Origin of the sequence: Acinetobacter sp. YH12227 (assembly GCF_013417785.1) — a bacterium.
In the GTDB taxonomy this organism is placed as follows: Bacteria; Pseudomonadota; Gammaproteobacteria; order Pseudomonadales; family Moraxellaceae; genus Acinetobacter; species Acinetobacter gandensis.
This window is the reverse complement of sequence record NZ_VPDH01000070.1, coordinates 1-17,331: the sequence shown is the minus strand read 5'-3', so window position 1 is coordinate 17,331 and position 17,331 is coordinate 1. Positions and strand designations below refer to the sequence as shown.

The following is a 17,331-nucleotide window of genomic DNA, read 5'->3' as shown; positions in this document are numbered from 1 at the left end:
ACTGCTGGCTTGGCAATGTTTTTACTTTTGAGTAGTTCATGCAACAATGATAACCGAATATGGCTTATTGATCGGTACGAAAAATAATCACTAAATTGGTTGTTTTTTGATTTATGCAAGAGATCTAATGATTAAATATATTAAATTTTAAAATAAAACAAGCACTTTTATGCCTTTGTAAAAAATCTTAAATAATGATTATGTGAATGGTGAAATTTAAATTTGAATTATAATAAATATATGAAACTACGATCTTTAAAAAAGGATTGTGTTCGGAATATATTCACTTAATATGAAGAGAATAGTCAGATAGGCAGCAAGGCGAAATGACATCGATAATACAAAATATAAAAAAAGATAATCGTAATGTATATGGAGAGGAATTTCATATAACCCCACATCAAGTATGGTCACAGCAATTTTGGGATAATTTATTACCATATAAAAATAGAATTAGTGAACACCCATTTTTTGTAGATATGGCTAGTGGAAAATTAACTTTAAATAGCTTTCGTTTTGCCTTATTAAACTTTTATCCTTTGGTGGCACATTTTCCATCTTTTATGGGGTTAGCCTTAAGTAAAGCGACTCAATTTTCCGAGTTGGGTGTCACCGAAACACGGAATTGGTTGATACAAAATATTAAGGTTGAAGAGCGTCATTTAAATTGGTACCGAGATTGGGCAGGAGGTTTTGGTCTAAGTGTAGATGAACTTGATCGTGTGCAACCTCCAGCAGCCATGAATGCGATTAACCATTTTTTATGGAATATTAATACACGTGGTCATTTAGCCGAATGCTTGGCAGCAACCAATTTGGCCATAGAGTGGGCAACAGGTGATTGGAGCACAAAAGTGTATGCCGGAATTTCGGCTTATACGTCACATCCAGACGTGAATATTAATAAACGGAGTTTGGCTTGGTTGCGTGCTCATGCGCATTATGATGATATTCATCCTTATGAAGCGATGGAACTCATTAAGCGTTTATGCGAGCATGATCCTGTTATGCAACAAAAAGCCTTTGATACGGCCAAAGAGGGTTTGGCCTATTATGAACTAGCCTTAGATGCATGCTATGCACAACAAAAAAGTTGGGATTGAATAATGTTATTAAATTTAGTGTTAAAAAAACCGCCTATGTAGGCGGTTTTTTTACTTAAGGCTTGTACAAACCGAGTTCGATTAAATGTAAGCGTAAGATTCGGCGTAACTCCAATACGGCTTCAGGCGTTTCTTGAATAGAATGTCCACCCTTAATAATTTTTTCAGAGACTGCCCCATCCAAATGCGCACTGCTATAAGGTACAACATCATCACTAATAATATTAAGGTCATCACTGTTGGTGTTATTGCCCATAATTGAATGAAACTTCAATCCTTTACGCGGCTGGATATTTTCAGTTAGTGCAATAAACTTGGATTGATGGCTTAAATCACTTGGCCCATTTTGAATTAAACCGTGATCAATTTCTTTAAATAAATCTTTCAAGTCTTCTTCTTGAGTAATGACATCCCCCATAGCCGATAAGAATGCACCTGGAAGTTTAATGATTTTACGTACAGCTTTGGTAAACCAACGGTCTGCAAATGCAGTTCCACGGTGTGGGGCAGCAAGGAAAATCGCACGACTGAAGTTTGGTATATCATCCATTACCAAGCGGTTTTTGACCACAGGGATGTTTCGATATTGGCCAAGTTGGCGGGAATTCATCATTTTCAAAGCATCTTGCGTGGTATCTGCTTGACTCACTAATAAGCGGGCAATAATACCGCCCATACTATGGCCGACCAAGACAGCATCCTTTTTTGCAGGCGCATTAGCAGCAACCTTGTCAAAGGTTTGATTCAATATTGAATAAATTTGGAAACGACTTTCAATAATTGGCATATTCGTTGAATAGAATACTTGCCATACTTGATAGTGCTCACGCAGCACAGAATCACCCATAATATCGTTGGTTAATCGAATCCATGCTTCGGGACTGCTAGCAAGACCATGTACCAATACGATGACTTTTTTATTCGGATTGTAGGGCTCTAACATATACAAATGCGGCATAGTCAGTTTTTCATCACGGTCAATCAATGATAAATAGGCTGATTTACCGAGGTTATTTTGCGCTAACCACAGTCCATAAGGTGCAGAAAAGTTTGCTGCCAACGCATAATTTTTATTACCGATATTCACTTGCTCATATTTGTAGGGATCATACGCTTTGATTTGAAATTCTTTACTATTCAGAATTTGTTCTACTGAGCCTGCATTGACAGGTTCTGCCGTAAATGTCGCTGCAAGATAACGTGCTGGATGAATATTTGGATTAGCACCATTCGGATATTTAAAGTGAAGCGGGTCGATAATATATTTTGATTTTTCTGATGGATTTGCACTGTCATCGGGTAGAACCACTAAAAACTCAGAGCCAAAACCATCCCGACGGGTGATCGAGCGCAAGCCTGAAAAGTTCAAGTTATATGTGGACATCAACTGCTCAATTTTACGATTTTGCAGCTCTGGATAATGACTAAAATTGATGTGATAGGTGGTATGCCCAACCGTGATCCGCTGCGTTGCTTCTTGAGGTTTATAACGAAGAGAGTAGCTATTAACTAATTTTGCAATGCCTTGGTTGTAAAAATCACGAATTTGAACCTGTCTGTTGTCAAAGATACGATCGGCAGGTGCACGTTTCGTTTTGAACATATAGGCATAACTATAGCGAATGCTCTTATCTAATAGGGTTAATTGGTTATCTAGACATTGATTATAGTTTGCTTCTTCAAGCTTTTTCTTTTCATCGGATTTATGACTACTTAATAACCCAATTTTACAAGCAGAAGATGATTCAAGTTCGATAGCTTTGGCTAAATACAGCTCACTTGCGGTTGCAAGCAATTGTTCATCCTGAATTTGAGGAATTTGTTGTAATTCGTCGACGCAAGCTTGTGGGTTTTCAGTACAGGCTTTGGCTTCGCGGCCAGTCATTGATAAGACGTTTAAACTGGCTTCACTGAGTTTGTTTCGAGATAAGATACTTTCACGTTCATTGGCAATCGAAACATTAAGTTTCTGATTTTTGACACTGACGACCTGACATCCACTCAGTACGCTGGTACTCATGATTCCAAGGAGCAGTATTGTTTTAGTATTTAGCTGCATAGGTAGGTCGCAAAATAAGTTTGAATATTTTCAAATCATACGATAATTGTCAGGATTTTCAATTCGCCATAAATGAAAAAAGACCGTTAAAACGGTCTTTTTCAAAAGAAATTTCTAAATCAATACGATTAAGAAGCAACTTTAGGTGGATTTAATACTTGCCATACGTTCCAGCGGCCTTGCTTTTCAATTTCTTGAATTAAACGATCAGCAACTTCACCTTCCTGTGGGTATTTTACTTTATAGTTTTTCAAGACTTGAATCGCGTTCTTTTTTTGTTCCATCGCAATATAATTGTTTGCAGCTGACAGGTAGGCTTCTTGTACACCCGCTTTCATTGCTTTATCTAAATATGGAATCGCTTCACGTTGACCGCCACCTTCAGAGAGACCAAAACCAAACCAGAAGTTTGCTTCAGCATCTTCTTGGTTAATTTTAAGAATGCGCTGAGCATAAGTTAAAGACTTGGTGGTATACACAGAACCTAAATCTAGGTTACGTGCCATAACACTCGCTTTGAATGCACGCACTAGGATGTCAAAAGAAGCATTATCTTTTGAAGCTAAAGTATCAAGCTGTTGAGTTACTTCTTTAAGTTTCAGCTCAAAACCTTTACGTTCTTGACGTTGTACAAAACGCGGTGGGTAGTGACGAGCTTTCCCTTCAACCAATTGTAAGAAGTCATCAATTTCTGTGACATCAATTTCGTTATCACCTGCCAATGCAGCAAATTTCATAGAGCGTTCTTTGCTGTTAACAGTTGGAATGATCAAACGGTTTTCTTCAAGTGTGAGTTTCTTAGAAGGGTCAGTCGGGCTTGTCACAACCATTTTAGTTACAGGTTGAGCCGCTGCTTTTTGTAGATTTAATTCAAATGGAGGTGGGGCATCGTAGTTAAAAGGGTTAAGGGCATAGAACGGAGGTGTAAGTTCTGGTTCTACAAAGATCATTGCATCTTTAGGTGCATTATTCTTAGTTGGGGCGCTTCCACAAGCGGCAAGAGTTAAAGCAATACAAGCAGCTGCCAAGGGCTTAAGCGTCATAATGTTCATCCATTTAATTTATTTTATACAAAAGTGCATGTTGGTCAGTCTAAAAAATCTCTGAACAACATGCAAGTCGCACATTATTGATTGTGATTGCTTTTGGTTAAGCTTTAGATTGTGAACTTTGCGCTTCGCATTCGCGACGCACATCTTCAATGATTTTTAGCTCTTCTTGGCTAAATGGTTTTTCGTTTAACTGCTGTTTGTTAAAGGTTGGGTCAAGGAGTGATAAACGTTGACATAAATTGTTCATACGTTTTTCATTTTGTTGAATGCGGTCAAGTAATACACGCATACCTTCAAGCATTGGATCGGTTTGATCTTGTGTCGCTGCATATGGTTGGAAACCAATACTTTCAGCATAATCACGACGACGTGTTTCAGCATCATCCTTTGGCTTATCTTTGCTAATAAAGCGTGCTGGATTACCTACAGCAGTCGTATCAGGTGGTACTTCTTTAGTGACAACGGCATTTGAACCGACTTTGGCATTTTTACCTACGGTAAAAGGCCCTAAAATTTTGGCACCTGCACCAACCACAACACCATCTGCCAACGTTGGATGACGTTTACCTTTATTCCACGTAGTCCCGCCAAGGGTTACACCATGATACAAAGTTACATCATCCCCAATTTCTGCTGTCTCTCCAATAACCACACCCATGCCGTGGTCGATGAAGAAACGACGACCAATTTTTGCACCCGGATGAATTTCAATGCCTGTGGCAAAACGACTAAAAGAAGACAAGAGGCGAGCTGAGCCTTTACACTCTTTTTTCCAAAGTTCATGAGCCATGCGGTGCATGATCAGAGCATGAATACCTGGATAAGTTGTTAAGACTTCGAGCGTGTTTCGTGCAGCAGGATCGCGCGCGAAGACAGCCTGTATATCTTCTTTGAGCTGTTTAAGCATTTGATTGATCCTCATTCTTTGTTGATTTTTTCCATGTTCCGTTATTTAAAGCCTGTACTCGGCTAAAGATGCCACGTAATAAGTGGTATTCCATACGATCTAATTGTATACGTCCAAATAGACGACGCAAGCGCAAAGGTAACAATCTTGGATTTTTAGGATCCATAAATTCAATCTCTGCCAACATTTTTTCAATATGTGGGTAGAACTGCTCCATCATTTCATGGGTGACCAAAGGTTCATCCCATTCCATATCGATGTCTTTAGTCACATGCATATTTGCATCAGGGTTGCTGGTTAATTTTGTTAAACCAAGAGCTGCCATACGCATTTCATAACAAATCACTTGAATAGCTTGCGCAACGTTCAAAACGCCATATTCAGTGTTGACTGGAATCGTCACATGGTAGTTGGCCATCGCCAATTCTTCATTGGTTAAACCGCGGTCTTCACGGCCAAACACGACAGCTACTTCTTGTTTGCTTTCAGATACGGCTTTGAGTGACATTTCCGCAGCAGGGCGTGCATCAAGTAAAGGCCAAGGAATAGTGCGACTACGTGCACTCGTACCAAATACAATATGACAATCTTTAATTGCGTCTTCTAGGGTGTCAACGATTTCAATTTGATCAATTAAGTCGACTGCGCCAGCAGCGAGCGCATTAATGTCTGGATGCGGATAAGTTTTTGGCGCAACCAAAACAAGTTTAGAAAGACCCATGGTTTTCATGGCACGTAATGCACTACCAATATTTGCTGGCAAAGTTGTATTCACCATGACAATACGCACATGGGAGAGATGTGCTGAAACTGCAGCATTGTCAGTTTGATTCATGTTGATTCCAATATGATGTATTTAAAAAATTAGTTTAAAAACGCATTTAAACTTTAAGAAAATTGTCCGACTTCGGCTTGATATAAATCCATTGCGTCATCCATGCTCATACCTTCTGGTGGTGGCGGTACTTGAGTGGGCTGAGAGGCTTGTTCATAGCTCACTGCTTTCGCTGCTTTGGATTTAACATGATACTCAATGTGCAACGCTTCTTTACCAAAGTAATCACGTAATTTGGATAGGAGTTCATCCAATGGTGCAACTTTCCAATTTAGGCCTAAATGAATATCAGCTGTAGCATACGGATAGTCGATATAAAGTTGAATGGGAATATGCGTACACATATCAACATTGCAGTAAGGTAATAGGATATTTTGAATATCGCGTGAAAGGGTCTTACTAAAATGATCTGAGGTCAGTTTAATTTGAATTGCATTGGCACGCTTTTGGCGAATTTCATTCAAACTGAAGGCTTTGGTTAAACGACCCATTGGGCGATCAAAACCTTCACGTTCGTAAATTTCACCCTCAATTACCACTACTTTTTCATTTTGTAAAATATCTTTAAAGCGGTTAAAGCGTTCATGGTTGGCTGAAACTTCAATACGAGCTGTACCATCATCCAGTGTGACCATCATACGGTTGGGGAAGTTTGCCACATCCACCACAAGGCCGGCAAAGACAGTGGTTACTCCACGACGTGTTGGGGTGAGTTCATTGATACGCTGCGAAACGAAAGCTTTAAGTTCAGGGCGATAAACATCAATCGGGTGACCAGTCAGATATAAACCAAGCGTATCTTTTTCACCTTTAAGACGTACTTCATCTGACCACGGTTTAACAGGTTTAGAAGGTTTACGCTGAACTTCTTCAACTTCACCAAATAAATCCATCATCCCTGTTTCACGGTTTGTACGGGCTTGGTCAGCCGCTTGTACAGCTTCTGGTAATTGTGCCATCAAATCGGCACGTTCAATGCCTAAGCAATCTAGTGCACCTGCACGAATGAGGGCTTCTAAAGTTCGCTTATTGATTTTTTTCAGATCAATACGGTGACAGAAATCGAATAGGTCTTTATATGGGCCATCTTGAATGCGCGAATCAATCACCGATTGCATTGCGGCTTCACCGACACCTTTGATGGCGCCTAAACCATAAACAATGGTTTTGGGGTCGCTGGCATGGAAGTTATATAGCGACATATTGACTGAAGGTGGAAAAACTTCTAATCCATTGATACGACAGTCATCAATCAAGAACACCACGTTGTCGGTGTTTTGCATTTCCGAGGTCATGACTGCTGCCATAAACTCGGCTGGGTAATGCGCTTTTAACCATGCGGTTTGATAGGCCACAAGGGCATAGGCTGCCGCATGTGATTTGTTAAAACCATAACCTGCAAATTTTTCCATATAGTCGAAGATATGGTTGGCAGTATCAGCATCAATGCCTTTGAGCGCAGCTCCGTCAGTAAAAGTCTGACGTTGCTTAATCATTTCTTCGACTTTCTTTTTACCCATGGCACGACGAAGTAAGTCTGCACCACCCAAGCTATAGCCTGCACAGAACTGCGCAGCCTGCATTACCTGTTCCTGATACACCATAATGCCGTAAGTCGGTTCTAACACGCTTTCCAGCAAGGGATGTAAATACTCAAACTCACCACCGTGCATACGGAAGATAAAGTCTGGAATCAGGTCCATCGGGCCTGGACGGTATAAAGATACGAAGGCAATAATTTCTTCGAATTTGCTAGGACGTGCCTCTTTCAGCATTTTTTTCATGCCGACGGATTCAAACTGGAACACCGCTGTCGTGTTGGCATCAGCGAACACGGCATACGCAGGTTTATCATCCAGTGGAATCAATGAAATGTCGACAGGTGTCGTGATATCTGGACGGGCATTAATATGCTTAATGGCATCTTCAATTACTGTTAAGTTACGTAAGCCCAAGAAGTCGAATTTAACTAGGCCGGCAGCTTCTACGTCGTCCTTGTCAAATTGAGCAACACGGTTTGTCCCATCTGCGTCACATAATACTGCTGAATAATCGGTAAGTTTGGTTGGTGCAATTACGACACCACCGGCATGTTTACCTGTATTACGCGTAATCCCTTCAAGCTTTAATGCCATTTCCCAAATTTCGGCTGCATCGTCGTTATCTGGGTTAGATGGATTGGTCACAATGTCTTTAAGTTGTGGTTCAGCTTCAATTGACTCCTCTAAGGTTAAACCTAAAGGTTTGGTCGGAATCATTTTCGAAATACGGTCAGCCAAACCATAGGATTTACCTAAGACACGAGCAACGTCACGAATTGCACCTTTAGCCGCCATGGTACCGAAAGTAGCAATCTGTGATACAGCTTCACGACCATAGGTACGTGCCACATAGTCAATGACACGGTCACGACCTGCGATACAGAAATCGACGTCAAAGTCGGGCATGGATACACGTTCTGGGTTTAAGAAACGTTCGAACAGTAGGTCATAACGAAGTGGGTCAAGGTCGGTAATTTTTAAGCTATACGCAACCAATGAACCCGCACCTGAACCACGGCCTGGGCCTACCGGTACGCCGTTGCCTTTAGACCATTGAATGAAGTCCATGACAATTAAGAAGTAACCCGGGAATTGCATACTCAGAATGATGCCGACTTCATAGGCCAGTCGTTCATCATAAGGCTTACGAATTTCAGGCCAATCATCGCCACGTTGTTCTACAGGGTATAAATGTGCTAGACGTTCTTCTAAACCGACTTGAGATAAGTGCTCAAAATAGGTATCAATGGTATGACCTTCAGGAATTGGATAATCCGGTAAGTCATGGAAGCCTAAACGCAGCGAAACGTTACAACGACGGGCGATGTGATAAGTATTTTCAATTGCAGTTGGAATATCTGCAAACAGCTCTGTCATTTCCTCGGCAGTTTTGAAGTATTGTTCAGGGCTGTAGTTTTTCGGGCGACGGCTATCACCTAGTACATAACCATCTGCAATACAAACACGTGCTTCGTGCGCTTCATAATCTTCTTTGGTAATGAAATGCACATCATTATGCGCAACAACACCGATATTGTATTTTTTAGCCAGCTGAACTGCTTCATGAATGAAGTCTTCTTCACCAGGACGGTCAGTACGTGTTAATGACAAATAAACACGATTGCCAAACTTTTCAATCCATTCGGCTAAAAGTGGTTCAGCTTTTTGTGGATTAGATGAGCACAGCATCTTGCCCACGTCACTATGCATGCCGAGTAATACAATTAAATCTTCGTGCTGATTTAAAATCCAATCTTTTTGAACACATGGAATATCAAGTTGTTGTCCTGAAATATAGCCTTCAGAAACCAACTCAGTCAGGCTACGCCAGCCTTTATTTGACATAGAAAGCAGGGTAACTTTGTGCTCTGCGTCATTTAAGCGAAGGGTAGAACCTAAAATAGGTTTAATACCTTTATCCATCGCTTTACGATAAAACTTTACCGCTGCGTGTAAGTTGGATAAATCTGTGATGGCTAAAGCAGGCATATCATCTGCGGCTGCAGCTTTTACAAGATCAGGTATACGTACAATAGATTCAGTAACGGAAAATTCTGTAAAAATACCAAGATGTACAAAGTGCATAGATGAGTCCCTGCGAAAACAGCTGATTATTTTAGCATGCTCTGAGATCAAACTTGCGTTTATTGCATGGCTTTATGGTGTTTTATAAATTCACTGTTTAATCAATAAACGCTGTAAGACAATCACTATTTAGCAAGCAATACCTTGATTAACTAAAAAGGCAGTTAATTTGCCATTTTTAAAGTTGAATGCTAGGCTGCCAATATAGGGTAAATCATAGTTTTGCGGTTCTTTCAGCACTGATTTGGCATGAGCTGGTGAGAGCAAAATCACATAAGCAACTTCATTTTGGCTGGCTGATTTTGCACTTTTGGGAAAGTCTTTTTTAAATTGTTGAAAGTTATATTGGCTTGTCAGGTTTTTTTGACCGATTTGAATTTTATCGCGTATTTGCGTGGCGTTGTCCCATTCCATCCAAACAGCGCCTTTGGTTTGGCCAAGTTGAGCGAAGCTGTTTTTATTTTTATAGAATGAATCATTTTTAATTTGAGGATTGTCCTCAGTGTAAATTTCAAATTTAAGAAATTTACCTTTTGATGAGACTTGAAATTCTGTATTACCAGTACATTCTGAATATTCATATTTTAGCTTCACTGGATTTTTGCTGATTAATGCATTTGCTTTTGCAGCAGGCAAGGGTGAGGCTAAGTCAACATCATTCACCTTAATGCTGGTCACATAATCATAATGTGCAATGGATGCAAAGGTTGTCGTGCTCATTGTAGAGCTGAACATTAGTGCAGAAAATAGAGAATAAATGAAGCGCATAGCTATCCTTTTCTAGAATTTAGTTGTGTATTGATCAAAATTTGTTATTGAGTTTGAGCTACTTCTGTGGAGCTGCTGATTGATTAATTAATTGTATTAAACACTGTGCTTCATCTAGGCTAATTGATTGTGCAAATTTGAAAGTTTTTTCAGGCGTGATGATTAAAATTTTCCCAGTTTTATCTTGTGGATTTTGGGGAGTAAACGGATTAAGTTTAATCTCTGTAATTTGATGTGTAGCAAGGCGCTCTGAAACGCCAAGACCTAATATTGCATTTTTTATACTGAGCTGCTGGTCTTTAATCACTAACTGTTCTTTAGCGAATAAGTTTTCTAAGATGGTTTTCATTACAAAGAGCCCGCCGATTGTCCAGCCAACTAACCAAAATAATTCAAAAGTATCGATCTTATAGTTTTCATTGATAAAATCAGTCACGGCATGGTATTCAGCAAAGCCCCAACCAATTAACCAAAGCATGAAGAACAGAAGCATAAATAGATTCTTTTTCGCAGGTATAGAAATATATAAGCCATTAAAGTCTTGGCGGACATTGGCTTTTTTTATTTTGTAATTCATAAGGTTAAAATAATTTAATAAGGAAGAGGGGGGTGTCGCTTATAGTTTTACAAGATTTTTAAAAGTATAAAATAATATCGACAAAATAAAACCCTCATGTAGAGGGTTTTATTCAATAAGATGATGAAAACGCGTGCTTAAAGCCTTAACGTAGTTTCGATAACCAGTCACCTAGACTTTGTACGATTTGCACCAAGATCAATAATACAATCACAGTCATAATAACGACGCTACTATCAAAACGTTGGTAACCATAAGAAATCGCCAGGTCACCAATACCGCCTGCACCGACTGCACCTGCCATGGCTGTTGCGCCAATTAAGCTAATGGTTGCAGTCGTTAAGTTTAGAATGAGCGAACTACGTGACTCAGGTAGTACAAATTTAGTGATGATCTGCATAGGAGATGCACCCATGGCCTGGGCAGACTCAATAATACCGTCATTTACTTCAAGCAGTGAAGTTTCAATTAAGCGGCCAATGTAAGGGCCAACATAGATGGTCAGTGGAACAATTGCTGCCCATGTACCAATAGAAGTACCCACAATGACTTTAGTTAGCGGAATCACTGCAATGAGTAAGATAATAAATGGCAATGAACGTAGCGCGTTCACAATTGGGTTTAAGCCATGATAGATCACGCGATTTGGCAAGATGCCTTGCGGGCGTGATACATATAAAATCACTGCTTGAATAAAGCCCCAAATACAGCCAAATAGCATGGCAAAGAATACCATGTGAAATGTTTCTTGTAGCGCAGTGACAAACTGATCCATCGAAAGAGAGCTTTTCCAAAATGGCGCTGTGATTTGTGTCAGCCATTGAACAATTAAATCTCTCATGGCTGAACTCCTGCTTGTGTCACTTCAACGCCATTTTGCTCAAGGAAAGCAACTGATTGTTGAATCAAGGTTGCATCACCCAATAGCTGAACAAACATTTGTCCAATCACTGCACCGTTAATTTCGGTCATATTGGCAAATAAAATATTCAAGCTGATATCAAACTGTTTAATCACCGATTGAACCACGGTTTCTTGTGCTGAACTTCCGAGGAATTTTAAGCAATAGATACTGTTATGATTTTTATTTTCTAGGTTATTTAAAATGTTAACTGGTAACTGTTGTTGCAATACAGTTTGAATAAAATTCTTGGTGGTGTTTTGTTGCGGCTTACTAAAAATTTCTAGCGTAGAGCCGTGTTCAATTACTTTACCTTGTTCCATGACGGCAACAAAATCACAAACAGATTCAATGACATCCATTTCATGGGTCACCATAACAATGGTGATACCTTGTTCTTGGTTGATTTTTTTAAGTAAGGCTAAAACTGATTTTGTGGTTTGCGGATCAAGCGCAGAAGTCGCTTCATCACAAAGTAAAATTTTAGGATGATTGGCGAGCGCACGAGCAATACCAACACGTTGCTTTTGTCCACCAGATAATTCATCTGGATAGGCATCTTTTTTATGTTTTAGGTCAATAAATTCTAATAATTCATCTAAACGCTTTTGACGTTCAGTTTTTGATACACCTAATAATTTCAGTGGCATTTCAATGTTTTGTGCAACAGTCTTGGTTTGCAACAAGTTAAAATGCTGAAAAATCATACCGATATTAGTGCGTTCTTGACGAAGCTCGCTCGAATTTAAAGCAGTAAAGTCTTTATCATTAATAATAATTTGACCTTCGCTCGGGCGCTCTAGCAAATTGATTAAACGAATTAAGGTACTTTTGCCTGCACCACTATAGCCGATCAGACCGAAAATACAGCCATCTGGAATATCCAGATTAATCTGATCCAGTGCTGTAACGGTTTGGCCTTTAAGCTCAAAATGCTTGGAGATATTTTTAAATTGGATCATAGCTTCAAAAAAGTTCAAAAATGAAAAAACAGGCAAAGTAAACTTTGCCTGTTTATTTGACTAAATTATATTACTATTTTGCTTCGGTGAGGTAGCTTGTTGGTTTATTTACATCAATTTTAGTACCACCGAAGTGTTCATCGATATAAGCTTTGACTGCAGGGGTATGGTAAAGCGCTCCTACTTTTTGTAATACAGGATCGTTTTGACGGTCAGCTGCAACAGCAAGAATGTTCACATTCATTTTTGTACTTTGATCGATTGGCTCATAGTACACAGCATCTTTCAATACATTTAAACCACCTTCCATTGCAAGGGTATTACCCAAAACAATTGCATCTACTTCATCTTTAACACGAACAGCAGTTGCCATTTGAATCGGTTTGATCACGATTTTTTTCGCGTTTTCAGTTACATCAGCAGGTGTGCCTTTTACGTCATCAAAGTCTGCTTTAAGTTTGATTAAGCCAGCAGATTGAAGCAGTAACAATGCACGTGATTCGTTTGCGCCATCGTTTGGAATCGCAATTGTTGCGCCAGTTTTGAACTCATCAAGCTTTTTAACTTTGCTTGAATAGATACCCATTGGTTCTAAGTAAGTTGTAGAAAGTGGGGCAATTTTATCTTTATTGTTGTCGTTAAATGCAACCATGTATGCATAAGATTGGAATGCATTCACGTCGATTTCTTTATTCGCTACAGCGGTGTTCATAGACACGTAATCAGTGAAGTTTTTCACTTCAAGCTTGATGCCAGCTTCCTTGGTTTCAGGAAGGCCAGCAATGTAACGCCAAATGTCAGCATCAGAGCCTGTAGATGCCATTGTAACTGTTTGAACTTCAGCATTATCTGTTGATTTTGTCGCATCAGTTGCAGGTGCTTCTTGTTTACCACAGCCAGACAAGCCAACTGATAGACCTAAAACAAGACCAAGGAGCTTTTTCATGTGTTCATCCCAGATAAACTTAACATCATTTTAAATTTATCAATCTGAATAGAGAGATTAATTCTGTTTAAATCATTACATCTGATTTTAAAGACAATCATAAAAGACGGTCATATTTTGATGCAATGCGATATCAGTATAATTAAGTCACTTTATTGGCAAGAAAAATTATTATGTTTTTCAGAGTCTAAGAGCTTAACTATGAGTGATATCAAAAAGTTAGCGCAATCATAACAAGTTTTTTTTATGCATTATAGTGATTAAAGTGAGTGTATTTATATGAATTAATGCTTAAGAAAATTAGAATTCTTCTAAAACAATCGTAAAAACAATATATTGTGTTTATTAAATTTGAAATTTCTTCTAGTTTTATATCCTTAACTGCTATATAAGATTTTCTACAATGCAAAGCTGAAAATTGGATATAAAACTGAAATAATGCGATTACTCAATTGCTCAATGTTTGGTACATCAAAAACTCCACTTATCGCTTTGCTTGAGTGATTCGTAAATATGTAACAATTTCAACTTATCTTAGTAGCGAACGATATTTTTAGTTTAGACCCAATAAATGTTTGGATGCTTTTTAAAAAATGAAATAGCACGCTTTATAAAAAGTCCTTGGAAAAACATTTAGAAAATTTTCAAAATAATGTATAAAAATTAGACATTAAATTGTAAGTTTGAGTGGGTTAGAAGAGTAAAAGTTAAATAAATTTTAAATGAGATCGAGTATGTCTAGACAGTTTGATTTTGTTTCTGTGATTAAGAAACCAACGATACATTATGGTGGTCGTTCAATTAGTCATGTCTTGCATATGCAGGATGGGACTAGAAAAACAATAGGTGTCATCTTACCTTCACCACAACCTTTAGTGTTCGAAGTACATGTGAATGAACGCATGGAAATAGTTTCCGGACAATGTCTCGTACAAATAGATGATGAAAGTGCATATCGATTGTATGGGGAAGGTGAGTCTTTTACCGCTAGTCAGGGGAGCATATTTAGGCTACAAGCCAAAGAGGTTGTGGACTATGTATGTCATTTTGAATAAAACACCAAATTTGAAGGGTCTTTCATATTCATATTCTTTGAAAAATGCTTTACGCATTCTATGAGCAATTGCACACTAAGCAATGTCTTTACGTTCTTAGATCACCCTCAAATAAAAGGGACTTTTTTCTTATTCTCTAAATCTATTTTTTTAAAAGTGTTTCGCCTAAGGTTGCACACACTGCAAATCTATAGTCTGCATTAATGTCATTAGCTTATAGTGCTTCCTAACTGTATTGAGTACTTTTCTTTTATTTCAACAAAATGGGATGTGCAAATAATCACTACGCAACTTTTCATACAGCACATGTGTTTGTAGTGGATGTCCAGTAGGTACACGTGGATGTTCAAACTCACGTATTTTATCCATGCCAATTCTTTGCATGACGCGTTCAGATGGCGTATTCATGCATGCTGTAAATGAAATGACTTTGTCTAATCTTAGATTTCTAAAGGCGTATTTAAGAACTGCTTTTGCGCCTTCGGTCGCATAGCCTTGATGCCAATATTGAGGCAGTAAGCGCCAGCCAATTTCAGGGGCATCGGCTAGTTCAAACTCAGGTGGATGAACGTGTAAGCCAATAAAGCCAATAAATTCGCCAGTCGCTTTGAGTTCTACCGCAAATAAGCCCCAACCGCGTTTTTCAATGTCTGAACGGATACGTTCTAGAAAGGCTGTTGCTTCTGTTGCGTCGAGTTTTTTAGGAAAATATCGCATAACTTCGTCATTTGCGCACATTTTGATAAATGGAGCAGTGTCGGAGTCTTGCCATTGTCGGAGGATAAGGCGAGGGGTTTGAATGAATATATGCATATTAAATATTAATTTGTATAGGGGTTAACTGAGATTAAAGTAAATATTTTATAGTGTACATGACGATGGAATTGACATAAGTAGATAGTATTTTTCGAAGATGTAATTTGATGAGCTAATCTTAATAGGCTTTTACTTATATTTAGTTGACAAGGGGTAAATATGGAGTTGCGATACAGATTTTCAGAGGATGAGTTTCTCACATTATGCCAAGAGAATCTTAGGCGAGGAAAAACAACAGTTTTTGAAGATTTATATGAAGCTCTTATTCACTTTTTTAGTACTCCTGATTCAATCTTAATAACTGCGCAGATTCAAATCTCAAGTGCGACACATTTGTAGTTAGTTGAAAAAGTTAGGTGTATTCGTAGAATCATTGGACTTTTTCAACTCGCAATTGGAAAGCACACAATGAAGAAATACACCCAACTTTCTCAAGATGAAAGATACGAAATTTATGCTACTTTGAAAAGTAAAAGTTCAATCGCTAGCCTTGCTCGGGAGTTAGGGCGTTCACGATCAACCATCTACCGTGAATTAAAAAGAAATACTGGGCAACGTGGATATAGAGCTCAACAGGCAGCGAAATTTGCAAGTCAAAGACGGTACCGTCCTTCATCACCCATGACAGCATTTGCCTTCGCTTATATTGATTACTTGATTGGCTTGGACTGGTCACCAGAACAAATTTTAGGCGCTTTAACACAACGCGGTTGGCTGGATGTACCTTCACATGAGTGGATTTACCAGTACATTTATGAAGATAAATCAAAAGGCGGTAAACTCCACCTACATTTAAGGCATCAGAAGAAATATCGAAAACGAGGTTACAAAAACACGGATCGTAGGGGGCAAATCATTGATAAAACAAGTATTCATTGCCGAGACCAGGTCATTGATCAACGACAACGTTTAGGAGATTTCGAAGGTGACACTGTAATTGGTAAACATCATAAAGGTGCTTTATTAACTCTCGTTGATCGAAAGAGCCTGTACGTACATATTGTTCATTTAGGGCCAACGAGAGCATCCTCTCAAACGATTACTTGTGCATTAGATCGTTTACGGATGAGCCATGCTTATAGTGTTACTTTTGATAATGGTAAGGAATTTGCCGAACACAAAAGAATCACTGATGCCGGCATAGATACGTATTTTGCTGATCCTTACAAGTCTATTCAACGAGCAAGGAATGAAAATACGAATGGTTTAATCCGGCAATATCTGCCAAAATCATCATCGTTTGATGACGTGTCAAACGAACAAATAGAGCAGATAGAATTTGCACTCAACCATCGTCCTAGAAAAACACTAGGTTGGTATACGCCTAGTGAAGTTATGGCTGGTTTTTATACTGTTGCACTTGCCGCTTGAATCCGCCCTGACATAAAGCATAACTACCCATTTGAGTACTATGATGATCATTTATCACTGAAAGAGTACATAGATAAAAGGAAAATAATAATCCCTTATCTTCAATTTGAGTAAGCAGTGGTAAAGATACTGATCTAGAGGTTGCGGACGTTATACTACCTCCATTTATTTTATTGTGTGATTTACTATATGGGGGAGGTGTTACTAAGAAGTATGATATCAAAAATCTTTGTACACGACAAAAAAAGATAACTCATTGAAATAATGGCATAATACTTGTTTTCTGACGACGAATATGATGACACATTTCAATGAGTTACATCTCATCTTAAACAAATATCTAAAGTGGAACA

14 protein-coding genes are annotated in these 17,331 nt (G+C 38.7%); 3 read left to right on the top strand and 11 right to left on the bottom strand.

Annotation, left to right across the window (positions count from 1 at the left end; all coding sequences use genetic code 11):
* Positions 1–326 precede the first annotated feature (326 nt).
* Positions 327–1,103: a TenA family transcriptional regulator gene (locus FTV09_RS13995; RefSeq protein ID WP_180058671.1), complete on the top strand. Its 777-nt coding sequence runs from the start codon at positions 327–329 to the stop codon at positions 1,101–1,103.
* Between the two features lie 55 nt (positions 1,104–1,158).
* Here FTV09_RS13995 and FTV09_RS13990 read toward each other — a convergent pair whose 3' ends face one another.
* From FTV09_RS13990 to FTV09_RS13945, 10 genes are all read right to left on the bottom strand, one after another.
* Positions 1,159–3,162 (bottom strand): alpha/beta fold hydrolase, encoded by a 2,004-nt coding sequence (locus FTV09_RS13990; RefSeq protein ID WP_180058670.1) that lies wholly within the window; start codon positions 3,160–3,162, stop codon positions 1,159–1,161.
* Between the two features lie 128 nt (positions 3,163–3,290).
* Positions 3,291–4,205: an ABUW_2363 family tetratricopeptide repeat lipoprotein gene (locus FTV09_RS13985; protein ID WP_180058669.1), complete on the bottom strand. Its 915-nt coding sequence runs from the start codon at positions 4,203–4,205 to the stop codon at positions 3,291–3,293.
* A 106-nt stretch (positions 4,206–4,311) separates the two neighbouring features.
* Positions 4,312–5,121, bottom strand: coding sequence for a serine O-acetyltransferase (gene cysE / locus FTV09_RS13980; protein WP_067762575.1), 810 nt, complete (start codon positions 5,119–5,121; stop codon positions 4,312–4,314).
* Positions 5,114–5,956 (bottom strand): RNA methyltransferase, encoded by an 843-nt coding sequence (locus FTV09_RS13975; RefSeq protein WP_067762574.1) that lies wholly within the window; start codon positions 5,954–5,956, stop codon positions 5,114–5,116. Before FTV09_RS13975 ends, cysE begins: the two co-directional genes overlap by 8 nt.
* Positions 5,957–6,009: 53 nt before the next feature.
* The gene (dnaE, locus tag FTV09_RS13970) at positions 6,010–9,582 is read right to left on the bottom strand and encodes a DNA polymerase III subunit alpha (protein ID WP_180058668.1); all 3,573 of its coding nucleotides are present in this window, start codon (positions 9,580–9,582) and stop codon (positions 6,010–6,012) included.
* Between the two features lie 129 nt (positions 9,583–9,711).
* Complete coding sequence (locus FTV09_RS13965) at positions 9,712–10,302, bottom strand: hypothetical protein (RefSeq protein WP_257222899.1); 591 nt, start codon at positions 10,300–10,302, stop codon at positions 9,712–9,714.
* Between the two features lie 106 nt (positions 10,303–10,408).
* A complete protein-coding gene (locus tag FTV09_RS13960; protein WP_180058667.1) occupies positions 10,409–10,828 on the bottom strand; it encodes a hypothetical protein in 420 nt (139 codons plus the stop codon).
* Between the two features lie 244 nt (positions 10,829–11,072).
* A complete protein-coding gene (locus FTV09_RS13955; protein ID WP_078193550.1) occupies positions 11,073–11,768 on the bottom strand; it encodes a methionine ABC transporter permease in 696 nt (231 codons plus the stop codon).
* Positions 11,765–12,790: a methionine ABC transporter ATP-binding protein gene (locus tag FTV09_RS13950; RefSeq protein ID WP_180058666.1), complete on the bottom strand. Its 1,026-nt coding sequence runs from the start codon at positions 12,788–12,790 to the stop codon at positions 11,765–11,767. The genes FTV09_RS13955 and FTV09_RS13950 overlap by 4 nt, the downstream gene beginning before the upstream one ends.
* A gap of 73 nt (positions 12,791–12,863) precedes the next feature.
* Positions 12,864–13,736: a MetQ/NlpA family ABC transporter substrate-binding protein gene (locus FTV09_RS13945; protein WP_067762569.1), complete on the bottom strand. Its 873-nt coding sequence runs from the start codon at positions 13,734–13,736 to the stop codon at positions 12,864–12,866.
* Positions 13,737–14,470: 734 nt separating this feature from the next.
* Here FTV09_RS13945 and FTV09_RS13940 point away from each other — a divergent pair.
* A complete protein-coding gene (locus FTV09_RS13940; RefSeq protein ID WP_180058672.1) occupies positions 14,471–14,791 on the top strand; it encodes a pyrimidine/purine nucleoside phosphorylase in 321 nt (106 codons plus the stop codon).
* Between the two features lie 255 nt (positions 14,792–15,046).
* On the opposite strand, the gene FTV09_RS13935 is transcribed toward FTV09_RS13940, so the two are convergent.
* Positions 15,047–15,604, bottom strand: a complete 558-nt coding sequence (locus tag FTV09_RS13935) for a GNAT family N-acetyltransferase (RefSeq protein WP_180058665.1) — start codon at positions 15,602–15,604, stop codon at positions 15,047–15,049.
* A 411-nt stretch (positions 15,605–16,015) separates the two neighbouring features.
* Between FTV09_RS13935 and FTV09_RS13930 the strand changes: the two genes are divergently transcribed.
* Positions 16,016–16,978: an IS30 family transposase gene (locus tag FTV09_RS13930; RefSeq protein ID WP_005095842.1), complete on the top strand. Its 963-nt coding sequence runs from the start codon at positions 16,016–16,018 to the stop codon at positions 16,976–16,978.
* Positions 16,979–17,331: the final 353 nt, after the last annotated feature.

What these genes read in the sequence shown, in the direction of transcription:
- FTV09_RS13935 (WP_180058665.1), bottom strand. Translation starts at nt 15,604, where the DNA reads ATGCATATATTCATTCAAACCCCTCGCCTTATCCTCCGACAATGGCAA.
- cysE (WP_067762575.1), bottom strand. Translation starts at nt 5,121, where the DNA reads ATGCTTAAACAGCTCAAAGAAGATATACAGGCTGTCTTCGCGCGCGAT.
- FTV09_RS13995 (WP_180058671.1), top strand. Translation starts at nt 327, where the DNA reads ATGACATCGATAATACAAAATATAAAAAAAGATAATCGTAATGTATAT.
- FTV09_RS13960 (WP_180058667.1), bottom strand. Translation starts at nt 10,828, where the DNA reads ATGCTTTGGTTAATTGGTTGGGGCTTTGCTGAATACCATGCCGTGACT.
- FTV09_RS13930 (WP_005095842.1), top strand. Translation starts at nt 16,016, where the DNA reads ATGAAGAAATACACCCAACTTTCTCAAGATGAAAGATACGAAATTTAT.
- FTV09_RS13950 (WP_180058666.1), bottom strand. Translation starts at nt 12,790, where the DNA reads ATGATCCAATTTAAAAATATCTCCAAGCATTTTGAGCTTAAAGGCCAA.
- FTV09_RS13940 (WP_180058672.1), top strand. Translation starts at nt 14,471, where the DNA reads ATGTCTAGACAGTTTGATTTTGTTTCTGTGATTAAGAAACCAACGATA.
- FTV09_RS13985 (WP_180058669.1), bottom strand. Translation starts at nt 4,205, where the DNA reads ATGACGCTTAAGCCCTTGGCAGCTGCTTGTATTGCTTTAACTCTTGCC.
- FTV09_RS13975 (WP_067762574.1), bottom strand. Translation starts at nt 5,956, where the DNA reads ATGAATCAAACTGACAATGCTGCAGTTTCAGCACATCTCTCCCATGTG.
- dnaE (WP_180058668.1), bottom strand. Translation starts at nt 9,582, where the DNA reads ATGCACTTTGTACATCTTGGTATTTTTACAGAATTTTCCGTTACTGAA.
- FTV09_RS13990 (WP_180058670.1), bottom strand. Translation starts at nt 3,162, where the DNA reads ATGCAGCTAAATACTAAAACAATACTGCTCCTTGGAATCATGAGTACC.
- FTV09_RS13955 (WP_078193550.1), bottom strand. Translation starts at nt 11,768, where the DNA reads ATGAGAGATTTAATTGTTCAATGGCTGACACAAATCACAGCGCCATTT.
- FTV09_RS13965 (WP_257222899.1), bottom strand. Translation starts at nt 10,302, where the DNA reads ATGAGCACGACAACCTTTGCATCCATTGCACATTATGATTATGTGACC.
- FTV09_RS13945 (WP_067762569.1), bottom strand. Translation starts at nt 13,736, where the DNA reads ATGAAAAAGCTCCTTGGTCTTGTTTTAGGTCTATCAGTTGGCTTGTCT.